18 protein-coding genes and 1 tRNA gene are annotated in these 21929 nt (G+C 58.4%); 14 read left to right on the top strand and 5 right to left on the bottom strand.

Features of this window, described 5'->3' with window-relative positions; all coding sequences use genetic code 11:
• Positions 1-433: 433 nt before the first annotated feature.
• Both HXO69_RS06060 and HXO69_RS06055 read right to left on the bottom strand, forming a co-directional pair.
• Complete coding sequence (locus tag HXO69_RS06060) at positions 434-1162, bottom strand: metal-dependent hydrolase (RefSeq protein ID WP_296545922.1); 729 nt, start codon at positions 1160-1162, stop codon at positions 434-436.
• Positions 1163-1318: 156 nt separating this feature from the next.
• Positions 1319-1546 carry a hypothetical protein gene (locus HXO69_RS06055; protein ID WP_005506080.1) on the bottom strand — a complete coding sequence of 76 codons (228 nt, stop codon included), beginning with the start codon at positions 1544-1546 and terminating at the stop codon, positions 1319-1321.
• A 286-nt stretch (positions 1547-1832) separates the two neighbouring features.
• Here HXO69_RS06055 and HXO69_RS06050 point away from each other — a divergent pair, with 286 nt between their 5' ends.
• The 6 genes from HXO69_RS06050 to HXO69_RS06025 all read left to right on the top strand — a co-directional run bounded on the left by HXO69_RS06050 (position 1833) and on the right by HXO69_RS06025 (position 7242).
• The gene (locus tag HXO69_RS06050; protein ID WP_005509097.1) at positions 1833-2549 is read left to right on the top strand and encodes a beta-ketoacyl-ACP reductase; all 717 of its coding nucleotides are present in this window, start codon (positions 1833-1835) and stop codon (positions 2547-2549) included.
• A 72-nt stretch (positions 2550-2621) separates the two neighbouring features.
• Positions 2622-3365, top strand: coding sequence for an SDR family oxidoreductase (locus HXO69_RS06045; RefSeq protein ID WP_049353098.1), 744 nt, complete (start codon positions 2622-2624; stop codon positions 3363-3365).
• Between the two features lie 193 nt (positions 3366-3558).
• A complete protein-coding gene (locus HXO69_RS06040; protein ID WP_296545920.1) occupies positions 3559-4347 on the top strand; it encodes an ABC transporter ATP-binding protein in 789 nt (262 codons plus the stop codon).
• The gene (locus HXO69_RS06035) at positions 4344-5222 is read left to right on the top strand and encodes an RNA methyltransferase (protein ID WP_296545918.1); all 879 of its coding nucleotides are present in this window, start codon (positions 4344-4346) and stop codon (positions 5220-5222) included. Before HXO69_RS06040 ends, HXO69_RS06035 begins: the two co-directional genes overlap by 4 nt.
• 253 nt (positions 5223-5475) lie before the next feature.
• Positions 5476-5730: a type B 50S ribosomal protein L31 gene (locus HXO69_RS06030; RefSeq protein ID WP_005506069.1), complete on the top strand. Its 255-nt coding sequence runs from the start codon at positions 5476-5478 to the stop codon at positions 5728-5730.
• A 327-nt stretch (positions 5731-6057) separates the two neighbouring features.
• On the top strand, positions 6058-7242 hold the full coding sequence (locus HXO69_RS06025) for an LCP family protein (protein ID WP_296545916.1): 1185 nt from the start codon (positions 6058-6060) through the stop codon (positions 7240-7242).
• Positions 7243-7463: 221 nt separating this feature from the next.
• On the opposite strand, the gene HXO69_RS06020 is transcribed toward HXO69_RS06025, so the two are convergent.
• Together HXO69_RS06020 and pepN are read right to left on the bottom strand one after the other, a co-directional pair.
• The gene (locus HXO69_RS06020) at positions 7464-8720 is read right to left on the bottom strand and encodes a hypothetical protein (RefSeq protein WP_296545915.1); all 1257 of its coding nucleotides are present in this window, start codon (positions 8718-8720) and stop codon (positions 7464-7466) included.
• 389 nt (positions 8721-9109) lie between these two features.
• Positions 9110-11782 carry an aminopeptidase N gene (gene pepN / locus HXO69_RS06015; RefSeq protein WP_296545914.1) on the bottom strand — a complete coding sequence of 891 codons (2673 nt, stop codon included), beginning with the start codon at positions 11780-11782 and terminating at the stop codon, positions 9110-9112.
• A gap of 219 nt (positions 11783-12001) precedes the next feature.
• Here pepN and HXO69_RS06010 point away from each other — a divergent pair.
• Positions 12002-12087 (top strand) — tRNA-Leu (locus HXO69_RS06010).
• Between the two features lie 167 nt (positions 12088-12254).
• Here the strand turns inward: HXO69_RS06010 and HXO69_RS06005 are convergent.
• Complete coding sequence (locus tag HXO69_RS06005; RefSeq protein ID WP_049341248.1) at positions 12255-13340, bottom strand: 2,3-butanediol dehydrogenase; 1086 nt, start codon at positions 13338-13340, stop codon at positions 12255-12257.
• Between the two features lie 339 nt (positions 13341-13679).
• On the opposite strand from HXO69_RS06005, the gene HXO69_RS06000 reads away from it, so the two are divergent.
• The 7 genes from HXO69_RS06000 to HXO69_RS05970 form a co-directional block, all read left to right on the top strand.
• Entirely contained in the window at positions 13680-15278 is a 1599-nt protein-coding gene (locus HXO69_RS06000) for an amidohydrolase (protein ID WP_296545912.1), read from the top strand.
• A 276-nt stretch (positions 15279-15554) separates the two neighbouring features.
• Positions 15555-16514 (top strand): L-lactate dehydrogenase, encoded by a 960-nt coding sequence (locus tag HXO69_RS05995; RefSeq protein WP_296545910.1) that lies wholly within the window; start codon positions 15555-15557, stop codon positions 16512-16514.
• Positions 16515-16916: 402 nt separating this feature from the next.
• A complete protein-coding gene (locus HXO69_RS05990) occupies positions 16917-17192 on the top strand; it encodes a hypothetical protein (protein WP_005506054.1) in 276 nt (91 codons plus the stop codon).
• 201 nt (positions 17193-17393) lie between these two features.
• Positions 17394-18266, top strand: a complete 873-nt coding sequence (gene recO / locus HXO69_RS05985; protein ID WP_296545908.1) for a DNA repair protein RecO — start codon at positions 17394-17396, stop codon at positions 18264-18266.
• A gap of 218 nt (positions 18267-18484) precedes the next feature.
• Positions 18485-19276 (top strand): isoprenyl transferase, encoded by a 792-nt coding sequence (locus tag HXO69_RS05980; RefSeq protein ID WP_070691585.1) that lies wholly within the window; start codon positions 18485-18487, stop codon positions 19274-19276.
• Between the two features lie 41 nt (positions 19277-19317).
• On the top strand, positions 19318-20406 hold the full coding sequence (locus HXO69_RS05975) for a quinone-dependent dihydroorotate dehydrogenase (RefSeq protein WP_049341239.1): 1089 nt from the start codon (positions 19318-19320) through the stop codon (positions 20404-20406).
• Between the two features lie 276 nt (positions 20407-20682).
• Positions 20683-21929 (top strand): DUF262 domain-containing protein (locus tag HXO69_RS05970; protein WP_296545905.1); only part of this gene is annotated, 1247 nt, incomplete at its 3' end.

Raw genomic sequence — 21929 nt, 5'->3', positions numbered from 1 at the left:
CAGGGGGTCTGTGTGGGCTTTTTGAATTTTTCGTGTGTCTCTACATACATTGTGGGAAAAATGGTAGAAACACAACATGCGTGGGGCGTAGACTTATAACTGTTCCCGCCATTGCGAGGACGCAAATGCGAAACATTAGGGCTCACTACCGATGGTGAGCTAACGCGGGGGAGAAGAGATTCCCGCCCGCTCACGAAGGAGAACTACCAATGCACAACACTGAGTTCGAGAAGTACCCCACCTCCGGTGAAGAGAACGTTGAGGTTGACGTCTTCTGGCCCATCCAGGACGCTTAATCTCTCACCCCGATAGGTCGGGATAAGGATTAGAAAAGCGCCCCGCCGCTTCCGTAAGGAAGTGATGGGGCGCTTTGCTGTCTAAATTCTGTTAGACGAACACTACTGCTTGAGTCGTGTTGCCTGGGCTCTGTACGTTATGCGGCGTGAATACCCAGCCCGAACATTTGCAGGGGGTATTCGGTAAAGCCCATCATGGCTGCCGCATACCAGGCAACGTAGCCGGTCAGTGCTAGAACGAGTGCCTTCTCGCGCACGCTACCGGCATCACCCAGGACCGGGAGCGCCATGTAGCCACTCTTTTTCCATAAGGGAGACGCCACCAGGGGCTTGATAACGATGGGATAAAGGGGTAGCAGTCCGCGGGTGGTGAGCAGGTCACCAATCAGATGAATCGTGGCTCCGACTGAAATAGCCCAGGGGAGTAGTGCCAGCGAATCGGTCGTGTAGGCGGCGTATCCGAGGGCGACGGCACCGATCCATCCGCCCGGTGCACCGAGCACACGCAATGCCAGACCGCCCGAGAACGCCGCAAGGAGCAGCGAGGCCCAGGGGATTCCGTTATAGCTCAGGTTGGCACTGAAATAGGCAATCGCCCAGAAGGCGACCAAACCCAGGATGGAGTGTGTTCCCTTGCGGTGCCCGCCGCTGACCACCCCGACAATGCGCGCTACCCATCGTGAAATGGGCGGAATGGAGTTGGCGATACTGCCGTTGTGATGGTCAATATCCGGTAGCATACCCGCACCGGCGCACGCCAGGGTGGTCACAATGAGGGTGGGGGTATCGGGAACCTGCACTACTCCCGTTTCGACGAGCACGAGCCAGCCAGCTGCGGCGCTGACGGTGTGCGAATAGCCCATCATGGGGAGGTGCCTCCTTGAGTGTGATGACTCTGTGCCTCGGGGTGCTATACCCAAATGTATTAGAACAAATATAGCATATATCGAAATTACTTTCGATAGGTGGGTTTATCTCTCAAACGGCGCCACCTCTCAGGCTGGCCTACACCTCAGCCGGCGCTATCCCTCAAACGGCAGAGTCTGCTTCCAGAACTCGCGCTCGCGCAGGTAGTTCTCCAACCAGCCCACGTGCTCCGAGCATGCCAGCCAAATCTTGCGGCGCTCGGGGGTGTGCACCTTTGGGTTGTTCCAGAGCAGCTGAAATTCTGCAGCCTGCTGGCAGCCCTTGCGGGAGCACTTGGCGTACTCGGGCTGTGCATCCTGTGAGAGTGAACCGAGCAGATCCATGTCTTCTTATCCTTACTATTGCGCCTCTAGGTGCGGTGTTATTCCGTGCCCGCGTAACCCCGCAGAAAAGGGGTGCGGGCTGTTCCGCTTCAGCTAGTGTACGCGCCCGATGAGGCATGTAAAAGAAGGGGAGTGAACGCTCAGTACCCAAGAGTGGAGTGTAGCCTGCGGCACCATCACCCTAAAACGCGGTAAAATAAGGTTCGACTGTCCATCCGTCCACACCCCAACCGCGTAGCCGCTGCATCGGCTCTGATTGCGAGGGGTCGACTCATCAAGGAAGCTCATGAGCGAGAACACTCCCAAGACCGTGCTGGTCACCGGCGGCAACCGAGGCATCGGCTACGAAATTGCCAAGGAATTCCAGGCAGCAGGCCACAACGTCTGCATCACCTACCGCAGCGGTGAGGCCCCCGAAGAATTTTTCGCCGTCAAGGCAGATGTGCGCGATGCCGACAGCATTAACGAAGCTTTCAAGGAAATTGAAGCAGAATTCGGCCCCGTGGAGGTGCTGGTCGCCAACGCAGGTATCACCCGCGACATGCTGCTGATGCGCATGAAGGAATCCGACTTCACCGACGTGGTCGACACCAACCTGACCGGTTCGTTCCGCGTGGTTCAGCGTGCTATCAAGGGCATGCTGAAGCTCAAGCGCGGCCGCATTATCCTCGTTTCCTCCGTGGTGGGTCTGTACGGTTCCCCCGGCCAGGTCAACTACTCCGCATCTAAGGCGGCGCTGGTTGGTATGGCACGCTCCATCACCCGCGAGCTGGGTGGCCGCAACATCACCGCTAACGTGGTGGCACCGGGCTTCATTAACACCGCAATGACTGAGGTTCTGCCCGAGGAAACCAAGAAGAACTACCTCGCATCCATCCCGGCTGGCCGTTTCGCGGAGGCGGAAGAGGTTGCTCGCGTGATTCGCTGGCTCGCATCCGATGAGGCTAGCTACATTTCTGGCGCTGTCATCCCCGTTGATGGCGGCCTGGGCATGGGCCACTAAGCCCACCCCGAACGGACTGCATGAAGCGCCCGAGCGTGGGCGTACCCTTTCTAAACCTAAGGACATAAAACTATGGCACAGCTGACCGGCAAGACCATTATCATCACCGGCTCCTCCCGCGGCGTTGGCGCAGACACCGCACAGATTCTCGCCGCTGAGGGCGCGAACATTGTGGTGAACTACCGTTCCAAGGCACCGCGCGCAAACAAGATCGTCAAGGCTATTGAAGAGGCTGGCGGCAAGGCAGTTGCAGTGCAGGCTGACGTGACCAAGGCTGAGGACCTGCAGAACCTGGTCAACACCGCTGTGGAGACCTTCGGTTCCCTGGACTACCTGATTCTGAACGCTTCGGGCGGCATGGAGACCGGCATGGGCGAGGACTACGCAATGCGCCTGAACCGCGACGCACAGCTGAACCTGGCACGCCTGGCTGCAGAGAAGATGCCCGAGGGCGCACGCATCGTGTTCGTGACCAGCCACCAGGCACACTTCATCCGCGAAGTTGAGACCATGGACGAATACAAGCCCGTCGCAGAGTCCAAGCGCGCAGGCGAAGACGCACTGATCGCTGAGATTCCTGCACTCTCCGAGAAGGGTATCTCCCTGGTCGTGGTATCCGCTGACATGATTGAAGGCACCGTCACCGCAACCCTGCTGAACCGCCTGCACCCCGGCGCTATTGAGCAGCGCCGCGAGACTGCCGGCAAGCTCTACACCGTCAACGAGTTCGCGCAGGAAATCGCGAAGATGGTCACCGCAGACGTTGAGACCGGCCACGTTGAGCTGGTCGGCGGCGCACGCGGCTTCATCGACTAATACCTCTGTTGCTTCAGGTGCCGTTACGGACGCGCTCACGCCTTCCGTGACGGCACCTGTAGCCCCTTATTCTTTGCGTGAGGAACCCAATGTGGGGTACCCACGCACTATGCGCCTACTGCACCAACACCCCGGTACGGGTTTGCGGGGTAGGAGGCGCATCCCATCCATCTAACTCACTGGAAGAAGAACCATGAGCACCGTACTCAACCTTCAGAATGTCTCCGTGATTCGCGGCGGCCGCAAGATTCTCAACGACGTTTCCTGGACTGTGAACGAAGGTGAACGCTGGGTCGTTCTGGGCCCGAACGGCGCCGGCAAGTCCACTCTGCTGTCGATTGCGGCAGCTCGCCTGCACCCGACCAGCGGCGAGGTTGAAATCCTTGACGAGACCCTCGGCGCTGTTGACGTGTTCGACCTGCGCCCGCGCATTGGTCTGTCCTCCGGTGCTTCGGCTAGCCAGATTCCCGCCAACGAGAAGGTTTCCGACGTTGTCGTGACCGCAGCGTACGCTGTGTCCGGCCGTTGGAAGGAAGAATACGACGTCATGGATGACGAGCGTGCCACCGAACTGCTGGCTGACTGGGGCGTTGACACCCTCGCTGACCGCACCTTCGGCTCCCTCTCCGACGGCGAGCGTAAGCGTGCACTGATTGCCCGCGCGCTGATGACCGACCCCGAGCTGCTGCTGCTGGACGAGCCCGGCGCAGGTATGGATATTTCCGGTCGTGAGGACCTGGTCGAGCGCCTGACCGCGCTTGCCGCTGACCCCTACGCACCGGCTACCGTGCTCATCACCCACCACCTCGAGGAAATCCCGGCTGGCTTCACCCACGCCCTGCTGGTCCGTGACGGCGGCGTGGTCGCTGCAGGCCCGATCCTGTCCACCATTACCGAGGCAAACCTCGCAGCAACCTACGACATGGACCTGGCTCTGACCGTCACTGCCGCGGGTCGTTACTCCGCATTCAAGCGCGCATGAGTCGTGGCCCCAAGCAGCTGAGCGCCGAACAGATCGCTGAGCGTGCCGAGCGTGTCTACGCCATCGAGTCGGTCACGGCTCTGGCGCAGGCACCCGAGCAGGCTCTGCGCTACTACACGCAGCTGACCGATGTGAAGCTCCGTAGCGCCATGGAACCGCAGTGGGGCATCTACATTGCGGAGTCCTCGAAGGTGATTCGTCGTGCGCTCGCTGCCGGTCATCAGCCCGTTTCTTTCCTGATGAGTGAGAAGTGGGCTGATGACCTGGCGGATGTTTTGCGCGCCCATCCTGACACTCCCGCGTATGTGGGTAGTGAGGAGCAGCTGGAGCAGGTGACCGGTTTTCATCTGCACCGTGGCGCGTTGGCGGCGATGGCTCGTCCTGCGCCGCAGCCTCTGGAGCAGTTGCTGCAGGGTGCCTCTCGCGTGGCGATCCTGGAAGATATTGTGGACCACACGAATGTGGGCGCTATTTTCCGTTCGGCTGCCGCGTTGGACGTGGATGCTGTGCTGGTGACTCCGCGGTGCGCTGATCCGCTGTATCGCCGCTCGATTCGCGTGTCGATGGGTACCGTTTTTCAGGTGCCGTGGGCTCGCCTAGAGTCGTGGCCTGCCGACCTGCAGACCCTGCACGAGCTGGGCTTTAAGAGCGCAGCGCTCGCACTGGAAGAGGACTCGCTGACCCTGGAGGAGCTGTCTGCCCGCCGGGATGAGAAGCTGGCGCTGATTCTGGGCACGGAGGGGCACGGACTGTCGCCCCGCACCCTGGCTGCGTGTGACGATACGGTGATGATTCCGATGTCGCACGGCGTGGATTCTTTGAACGTTGCGGCGGCAAGCGCCGTGGCGTTCTGGGAGACCCGCCCGCGTTCATAACCTGAGTTCCTAGCTTGATTCTTAACCCCCGTGAGCGCCTTCTTCGGGTGCTCTTGCGGCAGCTAGGTTGGTGCCTGTGAGGGAACGTACTGGGATTTAATCCGTGAAGGTGGTACCCTTAATGGGTTGTGCGCGCCCTATGCGTGCACAATGGTGATGCGCTCTGAGATTTTCTCGATAGCTGCACATCGAAAAACCTACTCCATCTATATAAGGGCTACTGGCAAAATCCAGTAGCAGAAGAAGGTAATCAATGAAGGCAGAAATCCACCCGGACTACAACCTGGTTCTGTTCCGCGACCTCGCATCCGGCAAGGTCTTCCTGACCCGTTCCACCATGACCTCGGACAAGACCGAGAAGTGGGAAGACGGCAACGAGTACCCGATCGTCGAGGTTGAAATCTCGTCCGAGTCGCACCCGTTCTACACCGGTAAGCAGCGCATCATGGACTCCGCAGGTCGCGTCGAGCGCTTCAACGCACGCTTCGGCAACTTCGGTAAGAAGTAAATCTTCTTTCCCAGTTTTGCTTTTTAGCGAAATCAATGCCCCGTTCTCCTTGGTTTTCAGGGAGGCGGGGCATTGTGCGTTCTGCGAACCATCGCAGAATAGCTCGCGCGAACGTGAGGAAAGTTGTAATGTAAAACCTTTCGTTCACTGGTGCGTAGACCCGCTGACGGCGTTACAATGGGAAAGTATTTTGCGAGCTGTGCATTTTCTGTGCCCTCCAGCACCGCCCCACATCGGCGGGTTATTTTCCGGCTCTCTGCACTCTAGAGACTTCGCTGGATGCGCCGCGCACCTCGCGTATCACCACCTCAAACAAAGGACAACTTAATGAGCGACGCTCACTCTGAACCGTCGCAGAAGAAGAAATGGGTCAAGCGTATTCTGCTGATCCTGCTGATTCTTCTGCTGGTTATTACCCTCGGTATTGGTTTCTTTATCTGGCGTGCTGGCCACACCTGGGATAGCAAGACCGAGAAGTTCGACTCCATCACTAAGGTGGATGAAGACCTCAGCAAAATTAAGGAGCAGCTTGGCGAGGCTAAGAAGCTCAACGTGACGGAGCTGAAGGCTCCGACCGTCACTAACTCGGACACTGGTGGCAACTCCGCAAATGGTGGCTCAGATGCAGCTGCGGCTCTTGCGGCGAACGCCAGCGAGCACGATAAGGACGGCGACGGTATCCTGGATAACGGCTATAACTACGGCGTTGTGAAGGGTCCCGGCAAGAATATCCTGCTGCTCGGTAGCGATACTCGTACCGGCGCTGATGCAGCTCTGGTGAGCGGTTCCCGTGCAGACACCATTATGCTCATGCACATCCCGGCCGACGGCAAGGGCGTGTACATCATCTCGATTATGCGAGATACCTGGGTTGATATTCCCGGCTACGGCACGGCTAAGGTGAATGCTGCACTGAACTACGGTGGTGTTTCCCTGCAGGTTGCTACCATCGAGAACTTGGTGGGCGTCAAGATCGACCACGTGGCTGAGATTGAGTTTGAAGGCTTCAAGTCTCTCGTGAACGCTATTGGTGGCGTGGATGTCCAGGTTCCCTTCGCATTCACCAGTAACGTTTGGACCTTTACTCCGGGCCTGATGCACCTCAACGGTAGTGGCGCTCTGAGCTTCGTCCGTGAACGTTACTCTTTCGCTGATGGTGACTACCAGCGTGTTCGTAACCAGCGTGCGTTCCTGCGCGGTCTGTACAACACGATGAAGGCGAAGGGCGCGTTGAGCAACGTGGCATCTTTCCAGTCCTCTATCGAGTCTCTGACCGATTACATGCGTGTGGACCAGGGTCTAAACGCAGCGCAGATTGCTCAGATTGCGGCTCCGGTGCTGACTAGTGGTGACACCACGATGCGTATGACCACCCTGCCGAACGCGGGTCCGGGCTGGTCTTACGATGGTCAGTCAATCATTTTTGTAGACCAGGCTGCAAATGCGCAGCTGGCACATGCTCTGCAGAATGACACGATGGATCAGTTCATGGCGACTTACGGTCAGGACTAAGGTCTGACTCCTTGCGGGGGTGAAAGCTGATGAGGCTTTCACCCCCGCTGGTTTTTAACCGATTCGAGAAAGTTCCCGGAATGTGGGCACCCGCTGGGGCTTTCGTTAGCGTGTAGAGAACCGTTCATGAGATCCGCTGGGGCGCACAAAGGGGGCGGCTACCTCACCGTGATGGTGGGGTAGCCGCCCCTTCGTATTTTTACGTCCTGTTGGGGAGGAGTTTATGCCTTCGAGTCTGCTTCTTCAGCCTCGTCGGTCTCTTCGTATTCTTCCTCATACTCGTCGTATTCCTCGTAGTCGTCGTAGTGGGGCTGGCGACCAAAGTAGAACGCTACAGCCGCGATAGCGCCACCCAGAATCGCGATGAGCATGCCGAGCATCGGGGTCCACAGCATCGAAATCAGGCCAGCGACCAGAACTGCGAGGCCTGCACCCTTGACTAGGTTCAGTAGACGTTCGCGTTCGGAGGGCTCGTAGTATTCCTCTTCCTCAATGCTGTACTCGATAACCGGCTTCTCCGCGGCAGGTTCGCTGCGGGTCGGCTCGGGTGCGGAGGAAGCACCGGTCAGGGAGCTCATGAAACCGCGACGCTTCTTCGGCGCCTGCTGTGCGGAGGACTCCAGGTAGTGGCGTTCGCCTTCGGTGGGCACGAATGCCGGGGGCACCTCGTATTCTTCACCAACGGGCAGTAGAGCCGGAACGTTGTTGGGCAGGGTCTCGTACCATTCCTGCGGAATATCTGCGGGGCGTGCAGCCTGAACGGTCAGCGACAGCTCGAGGGTGTTACCGCGAATAGTGCCCCATGCGCTGGTGAGGCGGTCGTTCTCAAACGCGTAACGAATCACGGGCGCGAGCTGCTCAGACATCTGGGTGCTCAGACGACCGACGAGCTTGCGGTCGTGGCGCACCTCCACGCTGTCAACCACGCGGCCGTCGGAGGTCTTCAGCTGGTTAGCTTCCAGGGTCAGAATGACGCGGCCTTCACCGCTGGGCGGCAGGATGCTGTGCAAGTATTCGGAGTGTTCCTTCTCGTCGAGCACCTTCATGGACGGGCCCTGGGGCAGCAGGGTCGCGCGGGTCGGTGCGTCGTTGAGGGGGAAGAGCGAGCTGGGTGCGGACAGGGAGAGCACGCCGGTGCTCTTCACGTGCATGCCGCCGCCTTCAGCGCGTACGGCAACAGCGGAGAGCTGCAGGTGCGCGATGGGTTCGTAGCCGGAGGCGACCACGCGGGTAATGGAATCCCAGTACGCGGCGGAGTCTGCCGCGCTCATGCGGCCTACCTTGAACTCGTCAATGTAGACGGCGATGCTATTGGGCTCGTAGGGGTTATCCGGTTCGGGCACGAGACGCGCTTCACCGTACCAGATACGTTCACGGTCGATGTGCAGTTCCTCAAAAATTTGGAGGGTTTCTGCTTCGTAGTAATCATCGGTGACAATGTCAACGCTACCGCGATCACCGAGTGCGTAATCGACCACTGAAAACTCCTTCTGATATGTCTAAGCGAGCGGATACCTAGTCTATTCTCTCATGCTTTCAGAGCGGACAGCTCACAAAAAAGGGGTGACATTTATCTGTCTTTTAGCACCGGGTGCATATAGTTTTGTGTCCCAGTGAAACTGCCCCGGTAATGAGTGCCCACGTCAGTACGTGAACCACCGCATGAGGGAAATATTTAGACGGCACACCGCCGCTGTGAATTCTATAGATGAGTCAGAAAAAGACCACCGTTCGGCACCTCCCGGTGCGTTACCGGGAGCGTGCCGAACGGCAGTCTCTCACAGCGGATTGAGAACCTGGCGGGGGAGAACGGAACCTAGTCTAGGCACCGGTCCACACCCCGCCTCAGCTACTCAAACCATGCAGCTTAGTCCTGCAGGGAAGCGTTGAACTTCTGAGCCACAATCGAACGACGACCGTGGTCCTGAGCCTCCAGAACCAGACGACGCAGAGCCGACGGAGCCTCGGGGTTCGCCTCCAGCCACTTCTGAGCCAGCGCCACGGAGGGGTTGCCCTCAACGCCCAGACCCTCGGTGGAGCCGGTGTTGTACGGAGCCTTCGGGTACAGGCCACGCACAATGCGGGTCGCCATACCAATCGAACGAGACGCCCAGATAGGCAGCAGAGCCTCGAAGTAGGAGTCGTAGTAGGACTCACGCAGCTCAACCGGACCGCGAGCAAAACCGTTAATGGTCGAAGCCAGAGCGTCGTTCGACAGCGACTCGTCTTCCATGATGGTCTTGTATGCGGCAGCCTTACGCTCAGCAGAGGGCAGAGCAGCAATCGCGTACGCGTAACCGTTCGAAGAAATCGAGGAGGGGCTGTATTTAGCCGCACGGTCCAGATCCTCAACGGTGACCAGGTTGCGGCTTGCGAGCGCACCCAGTGCACTCCAACCCAGGTTCTGGTCGTAAGGAATACCGGTTGCATCAGCAATATCGCCGGTGGTATCTTCGAACGCACCGCGGGCAATATCGCGGCAGAGCTCTTCACCCTTGGTCGCGTTGGTGGAGACCGAAATCAGGCCGCGCAGCAGAATCAGCTGCTCGTCGGAGCCGGGCTTAGCCTGTGCCAGTGCGGCTGCGAATGCGTCGTAGAGAGCGTCGTAGAGGCGCTCGCGGCCGGTGGGTGCGGAGAAGGTTGCGATGGCGACCTGTGCGTTGTTGACCATGGTGCCCAGCAGGGATGCGCTCGGCTCCTTGGAGACGTTGCGGACGACTGCGTCGACGTAGGTGGTGACGGGCAGGCGTGCATCGCGCACGTTCTCCCAGAGGGAGCCCCAGATGAGGCCGCGGGAGAGCGCGGACTCGAGGGTGGAGACACCTTCGATAGCTGCCTGCAGGCCGTCTTCGTCGGTCAGGGCAACCTTGGCGTAGGTGTGGTCCTCTGCGTTGAGCATGAGCAGGTCAGCTTCGCCAACGAGCTTCTTCTGCTCGTCGGTGAGCTCCACGCGGTACTCGGAGACGGGCTCTGCCGGGTACTCGAGGGAGAGCAGGCCGGTGGAGACGAGCTTGCCGTCGGTCAGTGCGAAGGTTTCCAGCTTTGCCACGTGGGGGCGGCCCAGACCTGCGGGCTGCTGTGCGGGCAGTTCCTGGGTGAGGATCAGGTCGGTGAGCTGACCGTCTTCGCCGTAGACGCGCTTGGTGCCCAGTGCGGACACGCCGGAGGTCTGCAGCCATGCGTTAGCCCATGCCTGCATGTCGCGGCCGGAGACCTCGTTGAGTACCTGCAGGAAGTCGTTCAGGGAGGTGTTGCCCCATTCGAAGCGCTTGAAGTACACGCGTGCTGCCTCGATGAAGGTGTCGAAGCCGACGTAGGCGACCAGCTGCTTGAGCACGGATGCGCCCTTTGCGTAGGTGATGCCGTCGAAGTTCTGCGATGCTGCTTCCAGGTGGGGGATGTCAGCGACGATGGGGTGGGTGGTGGGCAGCTGGTCCTGCATGTATGCCCATGCCTTGCGGTTGTTCGCGAAGGTGACCCATGCGTCGTTGAAGTTGTTGGCTTCCTTAGCGCCGAGGGTGCCCATGAAGTCTGCGAAGGATTCCTTGAGCCACAGGTCGTCCCACCACTTCATGGTGACGAGGTCGCCGAACCACATGTGTGCCATTTCGTGGCAGATGGTGTTGGTGCGGCCTTCGAGGTCGTCCTCGGTTGCGCCGGAGACGAAGATGTAGTCTTCGGTGAAGGTGACCAGGCCGGGGTTCTCCATTGCGCCGATGTTGTATTCGGGCACGAATGCCTGCTCGTACTTGGGGTACGGGTAGGGGTAGTCGAAGAGGTCCTGGAAGAAGTCCAGGCCGTTTTTGGTGACCATGAAGATGTGGTCGTAGTCGAAGTGCGGCTTGAGGGACTGGCGGCAGTATGCGACCAGGGGGATGTCGCCGCTGTTGACCTTGCTCTTGGGCTTGTAGGTGGTGGTTGCGGTGAAGTATTCGCCGGCAACGATTGCGGTGATGTAGGTGGAGATCTTTGCGGTGGGGGAGAAGACTCGCTTGGTGATGGAGTCGTCGGTGGGGTCTACGACCTGGCTTTCGAGTACGCCGTTGGAGCTGACGACCCAGTCCTTGGGTGCGGTGATGCGGAAGTTGAAGACTGCCTTCAGGTCGGGCTGCTCGAAGTTCGGGAAGACTCGGCGGCAGTCGGAGGGCTCGTACTGGGTGTACAGGTAGACGCGACCGTCGGAGGGGTCGAAGTAGCGGTGCATACCTTCGCCGGAGCGGGAGTAGTAGGAGCGACCGTGGATGGTGAGTACGTTTTCTGCCTGCAGGTTGGGCAGGGTGATGCGTGCGCCGTTGACGACATCAGCCAGGGTCAGTTCGGTGCCGTTGAGCTTAACGGAGTCGACGCTGTGGTGGATGTAGTCGATGAAGGTTTCTGCACCGGGGGTGTTGCAGGAGAATCGGACGGTGGTGACGGTGGGGTAGGACTCGAATTCGGGGTCCTTGGCGTTGGTCAGGTCGACATGCACGTCGTAGGTGTCGACACTGATGAGAGCCGAACGTTCTGCGGCTTCTTCGCGGGAGAGGTTCTCATTATTCATGCTCTTTATTCTAGTCGTTATGACCGAAAATATGGCAGTTGAACGGGCATGCTCGTCATATTAGTTGAGAAGTGAGGGGTCGTGGCATGGCTTGGGATAAACGATACTCAATATGTGACACAGAACATACTCTTTCGATTTGCAGAGCGTCCAGAAAGCCCGTATAGTATTACGTGTTGCTTCGAACGGCACCGAAAGGAAAACGTTCGAAAGTCACCTGCGCGGGTGGCGGAATAGGCAGACGCGCTAGCTTGAGGTGCTAGTCCTCGTATTAGAGGGTGGGGGTTCAAGTCCCCCCTCGCGCACAGATAATCCCCGGTTCTTCGGAACCGGGGATTTTTGTATTCCCGGCTTTGTGCGCCAGGTAAAAACCGTGCAAAAAAGTAGTGGGGTGAGGCTCCTTCAAGGAACCTCACCCCACACTAGCTACGCTAAGGAAGCTAGAAGAGCAGCTACATCAGCTGAAACTGAATTACTCAGCCAGACGCTCCGGGTCGGTGGTGACCAGAATCTTCACAGCGGTCTCGTTGTGGTGAATCAGGGTGTCGAAGCCCTTGTCAATCAGGTCTTCCACAGCGATCTTGCCGGTGATGAAGGGCTTGAGGTCAATCTTGCCGGACTCAACGAGCTTGATGGTCTCCGGGTGGGAGTTCACGTATGCGATGGTGCCGCGGATATCGAGCTCCTTGAGCACAACCTTCTGAACATCCAGGGAAGCGGGCTTACCCCAAATGGAGACGATGACGACCTTACCGGTGGGCTTGAGAGCATCCAGGATCAGGTCCAGTGCGGGCTGAACGGAGGTGCACTCGAACGCGATGTCAGCGCCACGGCCGTCGGTCAGCTTGTGAATCTCAGCCAGAACGTCAACCTCAGCGGGGGAGAAAGCGTAGTCAGCAACGCCGGAGTCCAGAGCCTTCTGGCGGCGCAGCGGGGACAGCTCAGAGATGATGACCTTAGCGCCCTTAGCCTTCAGAACTGCGGAGGTCAGCAGACCGATGGGGCCAGCACCGGTCACCAGTGCGAATGCGCCCTCTTCGAACTCGCCTGCACGCTCAACAGCGTGGTAGCCAACGCTCAGGGGCTCAATCAGTGCAGCCTCGTCCAGGGGAATGGTGTTGGGGATCTTGTGAACCCAGCGGCGCTTGACGGCGACCTTCTCGGACAGACCGCCACCGCGACCTGCCAGGCCGATGAAGTTCATGTCCTTGGACAGGTGGTAGTCCTTGGAATCGGGGCCGGTGTAGACGTCATCGCGAATGATGTAGGGCTCGACAACAACGTGGTCGCCAACCTCAAGGTCGTCTACGCCTTCGCCCAGTGCCTCAACAACACCGGAGAATTCGTGACCGAGGGTGACGGGGGAGTCCTCACCAGAAATGGGGTGGGGGTGACCGTGCTGGGGGCAGAAGATGGGGCCGTCGAGGTATTCGTGCAGGTCGGTACCGCAAATACCGCACCAGGCGACCTTGACCAGAACCTCGCCCGCAGCGGCTTCGGGTGCGGGGATGTCTTCAATGCGGATGTCGTTACGGTCGTAGAAGCGTGCTGCCTTCATGGGATGGAGCTCCTTAGCGTGGTTGTGGCGCTCACTGCGGTGTGTGCTTGCCGGTACGGTTCGCATCCATGGGTCTGTCACGGTATTGACAGAGGCCCAAACGACATGGTCTGGACCGGTTGTGAACTGTCCTGCCGGCATTCGCATCGCTAGCGCCGGATGGTGATGGGTGCGGCTGGATTGTCGCTCCCATGTGCTTAACGCTACTCCTATGAATCAAAGATTCCTAGGATATATACAAATTTTCTTTTATGTGACACAAATTTCTTTTTGGGTGTTTTCGACTCCATCACGCCCGACCCTCTAGCGCCCGGCGAGCGCAGACGGTAGCGTAGAAGCATGACTGACGCGAACGCACAGGGTACCGCCGCCCACACCCAGCCCACTTCCGACAACTCTGCTCAAACGGTACCGAACCGACCCGCCGCAACAACTCGCCGATACGAGGCGCCCGATGCTGATTGTGTGCGCGGTAGCGAGTATTCCGAGATTCTTGCCCTTGAAACTGAGCAGCGTAAGCGTGCCGCTGAGTACCGCCGCAAGCGTAGGTCTGCGCAGCCCGAGCAGAAGCATGCTGACCATGGGCAGCCTGAGCAGGAACATCGCCACGGCGAGCGCCACGGTCACGGAAAGGGTCACAGCCCGCACCGCGGTCATGGAAGGGGTCACCGCCTCGACGAAGACAGCGGACTGGCGCATATTCGCCGCGACCTCGCCGATTCCGTTGCCTCCCGTGCGGATTCTTTGACCGCAATTCTCAAGGCGATTCACGCGCATCCTGAGACTGCCTACGAGGAGTATTTCGCCTCCCGCACGCTCGTTGATGCGGTCCGCGAAGCCCACCCGAACCTCAGTATCGAGCACCCTGCCTTCGGTCTGGATACCGCGTTCAAGGTGGAGCTCACCAGCGCCGACTACGACCCCGCCAAGCACCGCACCATCGCGATTCTCTCCGAATACGACGCGCTGCCGGGCATCGGTCACGGCTGCGGTCACAACGTCATTGCGGTATCCGGGCTGGGTGCTTTCCTTGCCCTGGCGGATGCGCTCGCCACCGGTCCCGAGGCGTTCAGCGGTAGGGTTCTCTATTACGGCACGCCCGCCGAAGAGTCTGATGCCGGTAAGGAGCTAATGGCGCGTGCCGGCGCGTTCGAGCAGGTGGATGCCGCCATTATGGTGCACCCCTACTTTATCGATGTGGCTGATCAGGCGTGGTTGGGTCGCCGTGAATGTCGCGTGACCTACACGGGCGTGAGCGCGCATGCTTCCTCGCACCCGTTTATGGGTCGTAACGCCCTGGACGCGGCGAACCTGGCGTATCAGGGTTTGGGTTTGTTGCGTCAGCAGATTCCCGGTTCTGACCGTATTCACGCGATTATTGACCACGGTGGGGACGCCCCGAACCTGATCCCTGCCTCCGCGAGCTTGCACATTAATATCCGTTCTAAGCACGCGCCGACTCTGCGTGCGCTCTCGCGACGGGTTGAGGAGGTGCTGCGCGGTGCGGCGCTCATGGCTGGTGTGAGTGCGGAGGTGACGTGGGATTCTTCGCCGATGACCATGCCGGTGCGCACGAACCGCCCGCTGCTCAAGCGTTGGGTTTCGGCTCAGCGTTCGGTGGGCCGTCACCCGTACCCGCCCGGTACGGTCAGTGACACGCTGGCGGCTTCGACCGATTTCGGTAATGTGAGCCTGCGTGTGCCCGGTATTCATCCGCTCATTCAGATTGCGCCTGAGGGTACCGGTATGCATACGGTGGAGTTCGCGCACTGTGCGGACACTCCGGCGGCGGTTGATGCTGCCCTGGATGCGGCATTCGGGTTGGCATCTGTGGCTTTGGACTTCCTGGTTGATGACGAGTTGGCTCAGACGGTCCGTGCTGATTTTGAGGCTTCCGGAGGCGCGGTAGATGTGGAGGGCTACTTTAGCGACATGTGACCTTGCTCAAAAGGTCAGAACGTCATTATTTGGTTTTGTGAGTGAAAAACACCCCTCATAGCCCATAAAGTCACCAGCACCCATCGAAAAAAGCAAAATAACCCAACACAAAACGCAAAATCTGCGGCATAATAGAAAGTAACGAAGCGAGCCCACCGGGGAAGAACGCCCACCCTAAGGAAATTCACCCCCGAGGCACACACCCGCTTCCTCATAAACCCCGCGAGAATCCTCTCGCACCACACGGATAACTCTCACGAAAGAGGGCATACAGCAATGAACGGTGTCAACAACCCCACCAAGCTCGGCGTCATCGGTGCAGGCGGCGTCGGTAGCGCAACCGCATACGCAGCTATGGTCCGCGGCTCCGCAGACGAAATCGTCCTGTACGACATCGACGGCAAGCGCGCACACGCTGAAGCACTGGACATCGCACACGGCGCAATGTTCGCACACGAAGCAACCGTAACCGGTGGCGACGACATCGAACTGCTACGCGACTGCGACATGGTCATCATCACCGCTGGTGCTCGCCAGAAGCCCGGCCAGCCCCGCCTCGAACTGGCAGGCGCAAACGTCGCAATCCTCGAGAAGCTGCTGCCGAACATTCTGTCCGTAGCACCCAACGCGATCATCATGCTCGTCACCAACCCCTGTGACGTTCTCACCATCGTGGCTCAGAAGATTACCGGCCTGCCCGCAAACCGCGTGCTGTCCTCCGGTACCGTTCTGGACTCCTCCCGCCTGCGTTGGCTGATCGCTAACAAGGCTGGCGTCTCCATCAAGAGCGTTCACGCAAACGTTGTTGGCGAGCACGGCGACTCCGAGTTCCCCGTCTGGTCCGCAGCAAACATCGGCATGGTTCCCCTGACCGAGTGGAAGCAGGACGGCAAGCTGCTGTTCACCGAAGAGGTCCGTGAAGAACTGGCAACCGAAGCTATGCGCGCAGCATACAAGGTCATCGAGGGCAAGGGTTCCACCAACTACGCAATCGGTATCTCCGGTGCACGTATCGCTGAGGCATTCCTCGGCGGCCAGAACGCAGTGCTGCCCGTCTCCACCACCATTGCAGGCGAGCTGTACGGCTTCAAGGACGTTGCACTGTCCCTGCCCACCATCGTGAACCGTGAGGGCATCCAGCGCGTGCTCGAGGTTCCCATGAACGAGGCTGAGCTGGCACAGCTGAAGGCATCCGCTGAGGCAATCCGCGCATCCGCAGCTTCCCTGGGCTTCTAAAAACCCGGCTTCTAATTCTCTCGGGCTCAACCCGTAAGAAGCAAACATTCAGTAGGCGCAGCGTCAAGCTGAGCTAACCGACAGAAGAACCCGCCGCACCCGGCACCCGCCCCTTGAGGAGTGGGGAAGCTGGGGACGGCGGGTTCGCTGTGTCTGTAAGGTCTTTTATGCGGGGCTTGATGTGCCGCATGCATGCTTGGCTTGACCAGTCTGGCTTTATCAACCTGGCTTGCCCAGCCTGACTTGACCAATCTGGGCTTATCGCTCTGGCTTTGGCGTTCTCTTCACAGCCCCGAATTTATTCACCGATTTACCTGCCGCGCCCGTTCATAGTTCCGCGTTTAAACCGCCGCATGACCGCCCGGCGCACACCATCGGCCTGTAGGTAGTAGAATAAATGGCATGAGCATTGATCCTCGCACCGAACTCACCCGCCTCCTTGACGCGCTGGAGGCGCACCTGACCGCCGTCGTCAACCGAACCGGCGAGCACGACCCCGCCGTCGATGAGGCATACGTAGAAATCGCCAACGCCTTCGAAGCCTACGAAGATGCCCTCTTCGAAGCGTACAACGAGGTCACTCCCTTGAGCGTCTACGGTGATGAAGACGAGGATGACCTTGAAGAAATCCTCGACGATGAAGACGACATCGACGACGATATTGAGTACGAGGACTAAATAGCGCCTCGCCCATACGTTACGGACCGACCCCTGACCGGTACCCCTATGTGGGGTAATACGGCAGGGGTCGAACCGTACCCGCAACACCCCGCGTAGCTCTTGCCCTCAGCGTCTACCGGGCGCCTGCCAAACATCTACTGAGAACTACTGAGCATCCACCACACACCTACCGAGCATGTACCGAGAACGGAGACACCCGTGAGCGAACCCCGCACCTGGCGAGACCACGCCCTCATCCTCCGCACCCAAAAACTCGGCGAAACTGACCGCATCATCATCATGCTCACCCGCGACGGCGGAATCACCCACGCCGTCGCCAAGGCTGTACGCAAACCCACCTCCAAATTCGGTGGGCGACTCGAACCGTTCATGCACACCGACCTGTCTTTCAGCCGCGGTCGTACTAATCTGCACACTATTACCCAGGCGGCGACCCTGCACGCCTACACCGCGCCGATTATGGCGAACTACGATGCGTACACCTGCGCCTCCACCATCGCCGAACTGGCGGAAGTACTCACCAAAGACACCGACAACACCGCCGATATTTACACCCTGACTCACGGGGCGCTTGCCGCGCTCGCGCACGGGCAGCATGTGCCGCAGAGGATTCTGACCCGCTACCTGGCGCGTAGCATGAACGCCGCCGGTTGGCCGCTCATCGGCGAGAACTGCACCCGATGCGGTAACCCCCTCGTGAACGCAGATAGCCAGGGTACGGAAAATAGCCGAGCAGAAAATACCGGCGCAGAAAATAGTGCTCCCAGCGGCGCAGGCGGAAGCGGAAGGTACATTGCCTTCCACACCGCCCACACCTACGGGCATCACACGATCCTCTGCCCCCAATGCGCGCCCGCCACCGACACACCCCTGACCGGTTTGCGTGCCGAAGAGCTCGGCTATGCGCTCGCCACCGCTTCGGCGGATCCGCGCGCCTGGGCGACTATTGACGCGGCGCCGGTGCCGGTCGCCTCCAAAATTCTGGGACTCTACCTGAAAACCACTCAGAACCTGCTCGAACACCCCCTCAAAACGGCGAGCGCCCTCGAAGCAGAGATTCCTGCGCCCTAAAGACCCGGCGTTGTAAAGACCGGCATAGTTTAGATGCACGCCGGTGCGGCAATCATGCGTCAGCCGTGCGTCAATCAGAGGGCAAAATAAACCCCGAAGCACCCGCCCAGGCGCGCTATGTCACGGTAAAATAGCTAACAGCACGCCAGCGTTTATTTCTGGCGCATATCTAGGCAAACGACCCCGGGGGAGAACCCCGCCAGGGAAGAAAGGCACACATGGCACGCACCCAGCCCGTACCTCCGCCCGCGCACCCCACCGGGGCAACCCCGCCGCCGATTCCGAAGAAGTTCATTCCGCAGCACGTCGCCGTCGTCATGGACGGTAACGGACGCTGGGCGAACGAACGCGGCCTGCCCCGCACCGAGGGTCACCGCGCCGGTGAGGCCGCCCTGCTGGACGTTGTTGCGGGCGCTATCGAAATGGGCATCCCGTACGTGACCGCCTACGCATTCTCCACCGAAAACTGGAAGCGCTCACCCAGCGAAGTCGCGTTCATTATGCGTTTCTCCACCGAGGTGTTGCAGCGTCAGCTGGAGACCCTCAAGACCTGGGGTGTGCGCATCCGCTGGGCTGGCCGCCGCCCCAAGCTGTGGAAGAACGTCATCGAAGAGCTCGAACACTGCGAGCGCGAAACCATCAATAACACCGTCTGCACCCTCACCATGTGCGTGAATTACGGCGGCCGCGCAGAAATCGCTGACGCGGCGGCAGCTATCGCCGCGGATGCTGTGGCGGGCAAGCTCAAGCCCGGCAACATTACCGAAAAGACCATCCAGAAGTACCTGGACGAGCCCGACCTGCCGGACGTTGACCTGTTCCTGCGTTCCTCCGGTGAGCAGCGCATCTCGAACTTCTTGCTCTGGCAGAGCGCCTACGCCGAGATGATTTTCATGAACGTGCTCTGGCCCGACGTTGACCGCCGCACCCTCTGGGAGGCTGTCGAAGAGTACGCGCGCCGCGACCGCCGCTACGGTGGCGCAGTCGACGCCGTCGCTAACGATAAGTAGCCCCACAAACCACCCACACCCTCCAACCTTAGGGAGAACAAATGCGCATCTACCCGACCTTCTTCAACATCTTCTTCAAGGGCATGGACCCCGAGAAGGCACACCACGTCGGCTTCTGGGGCGTTCAGACCCTGCGCAACGTCGGCATCACTCGCGCGCTGCGCAAGTACTTCCAGCCCGCACCGGAACTGGCAACCACCGTCATGGGTATTACTTTCCCTTCGCCGTTCGGTCTGGCTGCTGGCTTCGACAAGGGCGGTAAGGGTATTGCCGCGCTGGCTGGTATCGGCTTCGGCCACGTCGAGATTGGTACTATTACCGGTCAGGCGCAGCCCGGCAACCCGCAGCCGCGCCTCTTCCGCCTCGTCGAAGATAAGGCGGTTATCAACCGCATGGGCTTCAACAACGACGGCGCCGCAGCGGCAGGTCCGCGTGTTGCTGCCGCCCGCGCAGACCTCGAAACCGAATACCGCGGCGCTGTACGCCCGGTCATCGGCGTGAACATCGGCAAGACCAAGGTCGTCGAGCTTGAGAACGCTATCGAGGACTACCTGATCTCTACCCGCACCCTGGCACCGCAGGCAGACTACCTGGTCGTCAACGTTTCTTCCCCGAACACTCCGGGTCTGCGCACCCTGCAGGCTATCGAGTCGCTGCGCCCGCTGCTTGCCGCAGTGCGTGAAGAGGCAGACCGCGTATGCCCCAACCGCCACGTACCCCTGACCGTGAAGATTGCGCCGGACCTGGTTGATGAGGACGTTATCGAGGTGGCAGCCCTCGCTAAGGAGCTGAAGCTGGACGGCATTATCGCCACCAACACCACCATCGCCCGCGACGGTCTGGGCCTGACCAGCGACATGACCAAGGTCAAGGAAATTGGTGCCGGCGGCCTCTCCGGTGCGCCGCTGAAGCCCCGCTCCCTGGAGGTGCTGCGCCTGCTCAAGCGCGAAATCGGCGACGACCTCGCGATTATCTCGGTTGGCGGCGTGACCACCGCTGAGGATGTGCAGGAGCGCCTGGACGCTGGCGCTGACCTGGTGCAGGGCTACACCGCGTTCCTGTACGAGGGTCCGCTCTGGGCGGCACACATTAACCGTGGCCTGGTGAAGCTGCGCCGCGCTCGCCGCTAAAAGGATTGCAGGCGGGAGCTTTATGCGCCCCGTCGTGCTGGAAGGGGCACCGTTCTCTACCCGTTGGGGGTGGAAGCGGTGCCCCTTTTGCGTGTCCGCTCAACGTATGAGGAGGGTGTGCTGGTATCTGGGGGAGATGAGCTGAAGTTTTACTTGAGATTCTGTTAGCGTTTGGTGTGTTGTGGATTGCACCCTGACATGGAGCGATAGTACTATCAGAGTGGTGCAGCACCGACGATTGCGCCACCACACACTGCATGTTCAAAGGAGACTATTTTGAAAGAAGCAGGTATCAGCGTAATTAGCGCAAATATAGGAAAATTTCTTGATGATCCTGAAGAAAGATTGCTAATACCCCGATTTCAGCGCCCATATTCATGGGAAAATGATAATTTTGAAGATCTATGGAATGATGTAATTAACCTCGAGAGCGAAGAAGTTCATTTTATTGGGACTATTATTCGCTATCAAGGGAAGAAGAAAAAAGCATACTATATTGTAGACGGGCAGCAGAGGTTAACTACTATATCTATTTTGCTTGCTGCTATTCGTGATGCACGTGCAAGACTTAACCTATCCCTATCTGTTGTAGAGGACTGTATCAAGCCAATAGATCCTTATACGGAAGATAGGTTCTATAAGATACAGCATGAAACCGGAGAAGATAAGTTCAGGAAGAACTATCGATCAATTATCGATGCTCCAGATTCCCCTAGCCGACTAAATCTTCCGGACTTGAAAGATGTTAAAGATAATGCATCTAAACGACTGATTGAAGCTCATAGGTTCTTTACTGCAAAAATTAATGAAATTTTAAATGAAGCTCAATTGGATGACGATAAGAAAAAAGTAATTGTAGATTTGTATAAAAAAGTTCGAAATCTCGAAATTGTTGACATTCAGATGGATAATATTCAAGCAGCTTATCGTGTATTTATGACCCTTAATGCGAGAGGTTTGGATCTGTCGCAAACCGATCTTATCAAGAGTCACCTTCTGAGCATGCTGGATGCTGACGATAAGGAAAATAATGACGCTTATAGTGACAGCTGGAATGGAATTCTAAGCGTTTTGGCATCAGGTAATACTACTCCAAATATTCAGATCAAAGAAGATGATTATTTCTACAATTATCTGATTTCTAGGGGTATCCCTTGTGGTGCTAAAAACATTTTTGAGGTTTATGAAAAAGAAGTGCAGAACCAAAAGCATGCTGAAGATATTTTGAAATCTCTCTCTAAAGACGTATCTACCTTCAGAATCGTATATGAGCCTACCTATAATTATGAATCCGGTATTCGAGAGCAGAAGCAGAAGAGGACACATCGGAACGACGCCTGGATTCCCCCTCTTGCTGCATTGCGTGTTTTTGGTGTTACTCAGCCTCGACCTTTGCTTTTTGCAACTTTGCGCCGATTGTTTGATGCAAGCGATAAGCCTGTGAAACAAAATCAGGTACAGAACTTATTCTCAATGATTGAGGATTTTCATTTCATATTCTCAAAGATTGAGAGTGGGCGAGG

This window comes from Rothia sp. (in: high G+C Gram-positive bacteria) (genome assembly GCF_015265375.1).
In the GTDB taxonomy this organism is placed as follows: domain Bacteria; phylum Actinomycetota; class Actinomycetes; order Actinomycetales; family Micrococcaceae; genus Rothia.
The sequence above is the reverse complement of the archived record's forward strand: the minus strand, read 5'-3'. Positions and strand labels throughout refer to the sequence as shown.

What these genes read in the sequence shown, in the direction of transcription:
- HXO69_RS05980 (WP_070691585.1), top strand. Translation starts at nt 18,485, where the DNA reads ATGGCACGCACCCAGCCCGTACCTCCGCCCGCGCACCCCACCGGGGCA.
- HXO69_RS05975 (WP_049341239.1), top strand. Translation starts at nt 19,318, where the DNA reads ATGCGCATCTACCCGACCTTCTTCAACATCTTCTTCAAGGGCATGGAC.
- HXO69_RS06025 (WP_296545916.1), top strand. Translation starts at nt 6,058, where the DNA reads ATGAGCGACGCTCACTCTGAACCGTCGCAGAAGAAGAAATGGGTCAAG.
- HXO69_RS06035 (WP_296545918.1), top strand. Translation starts at nt 4,344, where the DNA reads ATGAGTCGTGGCCCCAAGCAGCTGAGCGCCGAACAGATCGCTGAGCGT.
- pepN (WP_296545914.1), bottom strand. Translation starts at nt 11,782, where the DNA reads ATGAATAATGAGAACCTCTCCCGCGAAGAAGCCGCAGAACGTTCGGCT.
- HXO69_RS05995 (WP_296545910.1), top strand. Translation starts at nt 15,555, where the DNA reads ATGAACGGTGTCAACAACCCCACCAAGCTCGGCGTCATCGGTGCAGGC.
- HXO69_RS06040 (WP_296545920.1), top strand. Translation starts at nt 3,559, where the DNA reads ATGAGCACCGTACTCAACCTTCAGAATGTCTCCGTGATTCGCGGCGGC.
- HXO69_RS06045 (WP_049353098.1), top strand. Translation starts at nt 2,622, where the DNA reads ATGGCACAGCTGACCGGCAAGACCATTATCATCACCGGCTCCTCCCGC.
- HXO69_RS06000 (WP_296545912.1), top strand. Translation starts at nt 13,680, where the DNA reads ATGACTGACGCGAACGCACAGGGTACCGCCGCCCACACCCAGCCCACT.
- HXO69_RS06050 (WP_005509097.1), top strand. Translation starts at nt 1,833, where the DNA reads ATGAGCGAGAACACTCCCAAGACCGTGCTGGTCACCGGCGGCAACCGA.
- HXO69_RS05990 (WP_005506054.1), top strand. Translation starts at nt 16,917, where the DNA reads ATGAGCATTGATCCTCGCACCGAACTCACCCGCCTCCTTGACGCGCTG.
- HXO69_RS06055 (WP_005506080.1), bottom strand. Translation starts at nt 1,546, where the DNA reads ATGGATCTGCTCGGTTCACTCTCACAGGATGCACAGCCCGAGTACGCC.
- HXO69_RS06030 (WP_005506069.1), top strand. Translation starts at nt 5,476, where the DNA reads ATGAAGGCAGAAATCCACCCGGACTACAACCTGGTTCTGTTCCGCGAC.
- HXO69_RS06060 (WP_296545922.1), bottom strand. Translation starts at nt 1,162, where the DNA reads ATGATGGGCTATTCGCACACCGTCAGCGCCGCAGCTGGCTGGCTCGTG.
- HXO69_RS06005 (WP_049341248.1), bottom strand. Translation starts at nt 13,340, where the DNA reads ATGAAGGCAGCACGCTTCTACGACCGTAACGACATCCGCATTGAAGAC.